General features: G+C 35.0%; 3 protein-coding genes and 1 pseudogene. All 4 read right to left on the reverse strand.

Annotated features, from left to right (window positions below):
* Positions 1–28: 28 nt before the first annotated feature.
* The 4 genes and pseudogenes from ACYFX0_RS09385 to ACYFX0_RS09400 all read right to left on the reverse strand — a co-directional run bounded on the left by ACYFX0_RS09385 (position 29) and on the right by ACYFX0_RS09400 (position 6,493).
* A complete protein-coding gene (locus ACYFX0_RS09385) occupies positions 29–1,015 on the reverse strand; it encodes a PD-(D/E)XK nuclease family protein (protein WP_460270331.1) in 987 nt (328 codons plus the stop codon).
* A 26-nt stretch (positions 1,016–1,041) separates the two neighbouring features.
* The gene (locus tag ACYFX0_RS09390) at positions 1,042–3,486 is read right to left on the reverse strand and encodes a DUF2357 domain-containing protein (protein WP_460270336.1); all 2,445 of its coding nucleotides are present in this window, start codon (positions 3,484–3,486) and stop codon (positions 1,042–1,044) included.
* Positions 3,461–5,176: pseudogene (locus tag ACYFX0_RS09395) on the reverse strand (McrB family protein); the annotation flags it as partial. The pseudogene ACYFX0_RS09395 and the gene ACYFX0_RS09390, both read right to left, overlap by 26 nt.
* A 160-nt stretch (positions 5,177–5,336) precedes the next feature.
* Positions 5,337–6,493 (reverse strand): IS3-like element ISBt2 family transposase gene (locus ACYFX0_RS09400; protein WP_097826534.1). Its coding sequence is split into 2 segments (ribosomal slippage): positions 5,337–6,241 and positions 6,241–6,493, totalling 1,158 coding nucleotides; the frame shifts between segments, so codons are not numbered across the junction.
* Positions 6,494–6,567: the final 74 nt, after the last annotated feature.

Raw genomic sequence — 6,567 nt, forward strand, 5'->3', positions numbered from 1 at the left:
TACATCTATGATTTAATAGCATCAACTATTAAACAGCTATCCTTTTTAAAAATTTCTCCACTTCACCTAAAACTCCCATCGTTCCTGGAATATCAATTCTCCCTTTTCCATCTCCTACTCTATAATCCCTCACCACAGCAACCGTCATATACCGCCCATTACCAAATCTAGGTTTCTCCACATTGAAAGAATAATTATGATTTCGTTCGATTAGTGCTTTACTCCACTTATCTCTAAGTTCTTTTCTTCTATCCTCATCAGCAACATGTATTTTAAAACATAATCGGCCTTCTTCTAACTGCAAATACTGCCTACAATCATTATCCTCTTGTTCACTCCACCACAAAGCATAGAATCCGCCATTCGGATTAGCAACATACCCGTACTGGCCTTTGATCCCACGTTGCTTTAGTTCCTCATAAAATCCTTCCCAAGCTTCACCTTTCCACTCACTTAGCGGAAGCGTCTCATATGAACTATATTTTTGATCTATTTCTCTTAGATAAAAATAGTAATCTAAAAATATTTGATCTTGAACGCCTCTATCTATATTTTCTTGTAAAAATTCAAGCATTTGTTTTCTTGTAAACAACATATACTTTGCATCAATCACTGCTGAATAATCACTTTGATTACCTATTTTATAGTAGATGGGTAATAGGTCGCTCTCTTTGTATTTTTCTAATTTAACCACATCTTCATAATAACGCTTCAATTGATTAGAATGTTCTTTTGTATACGTTTTATCTTCAATTAAAATAGCCTGATTACCGTTAATTTCAATAAGTATATCTAAACCTTTAAATTGTTTCGTAATCTTAATTTCTTTAATAGCGGCTGGAAAGTTCTTTTTGTGTAAGTCATATATTCTTCTAATAAAATCTATACCAGCTCCATGTAAGTATTCATCAATTTCTTTATAGATTGGGTTCGCCCACTCTGCTAACCAACAAATAAAAGCATCTTGCGACAACTCACTTGTTCCATGTAAAAATAAATTCGGTCTCTTATCCATTATTTAATCCCCTTTGTATCTAAACTCTATTCCCTAACATTTAACACTTCTAAAACCTCCCTAAACAACACCGAACCTCTCCCAACAACCAAATCCAAAGGCACCTCTTTAACTAGTCCATCTCTCCCCACCATAACAACCTCATTCTCATAATCAACCCAAATCTGAACATCCTGCACATAATAACTCTTAATAGAAGAAGCCTCATCTAAATTACGGTGATCCAACTCAACCTTAACCTGCTTCGTGAAACGACGCAGCGTTTTCCAAAGAGTTCGTTCTTCTTTTGATTTCATAAATAGTTCTGGGAGCTCTTGTACTTCTTTTAATAACGACATAGTTGTTATTGTGTATGTTTGAATGCCATATCCTACTGGGCGGATGAGGTGGTCTAGTTTTTTCCATGGCTCTAGTTCGAAATGTACATACTCATCGTTTTGTTGCATTTGAATGTGTTTAATTTTTGCTACGTATTGAATTCCGCCTTTTTCTCCGTGCCATTTTTTCGGTGCATATAATGCTATATACTTCGCTTCTTGCCATCCTGGTTTTAACTGTGTGACTAACATCTGATATAACCCATTTTTTTTATATGTTTCGTATTCAATTTCAGTTTTCACGCTGCCCACTAATACTTTTTCTTCTAGTGATGAATGCCATTCTTCTTTTGTTCCTCTGGGGAGAATACCTTCTTTTATAATTTCTTCTGGGCTTTTTTCAATGAGATGGTCTAGAAATTGTTCGACTAGTCTTGTCGCGTTTGGTAAGAATGGAAAGCCACCGATATTTACTTTTTCGATACTTTTATAAAATGGATGGTTCTCGTACGCTTCCTCTTGGTTCCACGGGAATAGTACGTACGCTCCGTAAGCTGTTCGTTCAAATGGTCCTTCTTGTTCTACTACTAATGCATCTCTGTAGCGGTGCATTGTATTAATATCTTCTTCCATTGGGCCAGGGGCGCCATACTTCCTTTTATAATGAGAGCTTTCGGCGAAATCAATTCGGTATTTCGCATCAAAAATGTATTGGTATTGATAGTTCTTTCCCTTTTTCTCAATAGCAAGCATCGTATCTGGTTTTTGTGTAACTGTTGGCAGTCTACCGTTTTTTTTCTGGAAATACAGTTCTATTATTTCATCAGTGACTGGATGCTTGAACGTTCTTTTTGCGGTTTTACTTTCATCTAACGTTACGTACAAACCGTCTTGTTTAACTTGAATAACATCTTGATCGAGCGGTATATATTTCTTTGATAGAATTTGTCCGAGTTTTAAATAGGTCCAGTATTCATATAATCTAGCAACATCTTTTACCGACATTTTAAAAATTTGTCCTCGTAATGTTAAACCTCGCGATAGCATTAAGAAGATTTGATACGCATCTCTATAGCCTGCTGCCATCTGGATAACGAGTGAAAAGACCGAGCGATCCAATTTTCCGATTTCTCTCCAAAATGGATCGTTCAATTCATTTTTCATTCGATACTTCATATCTTTCACACGTTCTAACAAATCTTCATCAGTTACACCACGTGTATATCTAGACTTCGGCTCTAATGCCTTAAGTAAATCATCTATTTTATGTACGACTCTTTGAATCATCCATTTAACAAATCTATTTTCTAACGTATCATAAGACACTTCCTTATAAGCTGTAATACCTTTAGTTGGTATATTATTTTCTCCTTGCAGCAAGTGTGGTCGCTTTCGCAAATAGTTCATTCCGACAGAATCCAATTTACGAATTTTTTCTCCTCGTACAAGTTGATGCCTAGTCATAAGCGTATGATGCGGTTGTCTTTTAATATGAGAGACCGACTTCATAAACCGCTCAAAGGAATCATTTAAAATACGATAGAACTCACTCTTCGATGGATTTGTAGCGTAAATTGCAGATGCTCCTAAGTAAGTTCTCTTTAATAAATGAAACGCTAAATTATAAATTTCATCATTTACCTCATCTAGTAAAGCTTTGTAATCATCCTTATAATCAAGTTTTACTGGGAAAACTTCAAATGTAACGGTTAATAAAGTTTCTTTATCATCTTTAATTTCAAACATTGTATTTCCTACTTCATTCGGAAAAGAAAGATTCCCCATTAACACATGAAGTGAACCCATTTGAATGGAACTAACTTGTTTTCGAAATCCTGGATGTTCATGATAAAAGGAGAGCTGCTTGTTATTTTTCGGAACAACAACAAGCTGATAACTTCTATTTTCAAAAAAGATCGGCGGATGTTCGTTCCATTTATCTAATCTCCGCAGTCTCGCATCAAATACAGAAACAGATTCCGTCTTCCCATCTACATGAAAATACATCATTTCATCCGCGCTCATAGCATGATATTCTTTTAAACTCTCGTATTTTTCATGATAAGGATTTCCCTTAATCGTCAATGATAGCTCCTCTGTTTCAATCTTAACTAGCTCTATCTCATTATTAGATCCAGAAAGAGGTGAAACCATCATACTCGAACCTCCTTAACATATGAGACAGCTTGTTAGCTGAACGAGGATATTTAGCATAGGAAGCGTCATTATTACCACTATCATATTCTTCATTTGTACATAATACATACAACTGCTTTAATACCTCTTCTGTTCTTCCATCGCTTCCTGCAAGTCGCGGTAAAATCTTTTGATATATTTGATAATCAAGCGCTTCATCAAACGATAATAGCTTTCCTTGTTCGTTATATGCCATATAGAAACAAATTTCATCTCGTATACGATATCCAACTTGAGCTCCAACTGATTCAAGTATTTTATTTATTTCTATTAAAATAGTTGAGATATTTCTCACAAGATCTTCGTTTTCTTTAAAACATTCTTTCAAATGAAGATACTCGGTTTCTAAAGAGCGATTTGAAGCAATTTCAGCTTCCTTCTCTTCTACATCCATTAAGAAATTAAAATAATCTAAGTTAACGGTATTAAACTCAATTGTATTCGCACGATCTAATACTTTCTTACTTAACGGATGTGTCGTTTCATCCATATTTACCGTTCCGATAATATATACATTTGATGGAATTGTAATATGCTTATTCGTAATTGAATCTGGAAGTACTGGTGACGTAACAATTTTCCCATCTTTCCACTTACGACTTTCAATTACACTTAAAAAGTCACTAAAGTAGTATTCCACTCGAGCTAAGTTCATCTCGTCCAACACTACAAAATACGGCCTATTTGGATTTGCATCTGCATTTTCAAGAACTTTAATTAACGGTCTTTCTTGAAACTCCCCTTGAAGGTTCACATAACCAAGTAAATCAGAGCTATCACTCCAATCAGGTCGAACCGGAATAAGCGTAAATTGTCCATTCTCGTCCGTAGCCCCTAAACTCTCTGCAAACCACTGCACAATTTTCGTTTTTCCTGTACCTGAAATACCTGATAAAATTACAAATGGCTTTGTTTTTAATGAAAGGAAGAAATTAACAAGATCCTTTTTCTCATAAAAGAAACCTTTACTTTGAATATAAGAAGACACATGATCGATAATTGATTGTTGATCTAAATACACTTCTTTCCTCTCATAAATCATTTCGTATTTCGTTCCTTCCTCTTTGTAAGCAATAAATCCCTCATAATAACGAAGCATTTCTTCTAGATCTTCTACTAACTCTTTTTCACTTGGCATTTTATTAGCATCGTACGCAATATATGCTACAGTTGAATTCGCGTAATCTTTCGCTGAAGAGCTCGTACCTAGAAATATATTATCGTCTCGTTTTACTTTTGAAGACATATTTATATGCTGTCGAATTTCTTGTTTTATTATTTCTATTTCCTCTTTAGGGGTATCAGTCACTCCTTGTGCTATCGTTAGATACAAACGTTGCATATTTTCACTAAATAAATAAACAATGTAGTAACCTCTTTGAGTTGACTTTGTAATCTTTTGATTCATAATAGCAAACCATGGTACATTCGCCCATTTCGTTTGACCAACTGAACCTTTTACAACATATTTATTCATGTCTATAAAAGATAAATTAGCAAAAAACTTTTTCATGTCATTTCTAACAAATGACCCTAAATTGTGCTTTGTAAACTCTCCCTTTTTCGCCTCTAAATACTCATCCATTACTCTTAAAAAACCTTCACGCAAATTACTACTCATATTACCGCCCTTTTCTCCATTATCTCTTGTATATCTTTTAACATTTCATCATCATTAAAGGCATACCATCCTCACCCTCACAAACAATTACAATTACTACCATTTTATCAAACTATATATACGCATAAAAGAAAAATCATACGTCATTCTGAAGTGAACCCCGAAAACGGGACACCAATCAAAACACCTAAACCACTTGTTCCCTAAATTCTTTAGGGGATAGGTGGTTTAATTTTTCTTGAATTCGCACACAATTGTAGTAATGAATGTATTCTAGCACAATCTTTCGCACAGTTGTGTTGGATACTTTTGTTATCTTTTGTGAATAGAAAGCTTCACTTTTTAAATGACCAAAGAAGCTTTCCATGACGGCATTATCATGGCAATTTCCTCTCCGGGACATGCTGGTGATCATGCCGTTTTCTTTGGCATACGCTTGAAATTCTTTTGCTGTATAAATACTTCCTTGATCCGAGTGAAGAAGGACATCTTTTACTTTTCGCCCTCTCATTGCTTGTTTCAATGTTTTCATCGCTAATGTCAGTGTTTGTGATTCGCTGATGACACAACTAATAATTTCACGATTAAAGGCATCCATGATCGTTGATAAATACAAGGTACGCTCTCCAAATAAGAGATACGTCACATCCGTAAACCACTTTTCATTTGGTTTGGATGCATCGAATTGGCGCTCCAATCGATGAGGGGCTACCATTGGTTCCGCACCATTGATATATTTCTTTTTCTTTCGACGCACTTTTGAAAGAATATGATTTTGTCTCATGATTCGTAATACTTTTTTATGATTGACACACAGTCCCATTTTTCGAAGAGTAGCGGTCACTCTTCGATATCCATACCGGAATTTATGCCTAAGACAGACGTCCTTTACTTTTTCTTCTATATCATCTTTCAGATCTTCCGTTCGTTGTAACCAACGATAAAATGTAGAACGGGGTAATTCTAATACGTTACACAAGTCTTTTACCGTTATTTTTGTTTGTACATTTCTCCATAAAGTAACTACAGTTTCTGGTTTCAGCCCCTTTCGATTTCCAGATACTTTCCCCATACAAGTAATTTTGTTTTTAGATGTTTATTTTCTAAACGTAGCTGTTCTAATTCACTGAGCTCTTTTGGTCCTTTTCCATAAGAATATTGTTTTCCTACAGGTTGTTGAAAACGGTACGTTTGATCGGTACGATACCACTTCATCCACGTCTTAATTTGGGAAACATTTTTAATTCCAAGCTTCTCCATAATTGTCCAATTGGAATATCCATCCTTTTTCATTTCAATCACTTTCCACTTTACTTCTTCTGGGTAATGAACTCTTGTCTTCAAACGAAAAACACCTCCAATGAATTTGCATACTTAGTATGCGAATTCAGGAGGTGTTTTTTTCATGTACCACTATT

This window comes from Bacillus sp. NEAU-Y102, from assembly GCF_054788175.1.

What these genes read in the sequence shown, in the direction of transcription:
- ACYFX0_RS09385 (WP_460270331.1), bottom strand. Translation starts at nt 1,015, where the DNA reads ATGGATAAGAGACCGAATTTATTTTTACATGGAACAAGTGAGTTGTCG.
- ACYFX0_RS09390 (WP_460270336.1), bottom strand. Translation starts at nt 3,486, where the DNA reads ATGGTTTCACCTCTTTCTGGATCTAATAATGAGATAGAGCTAGTTAAG.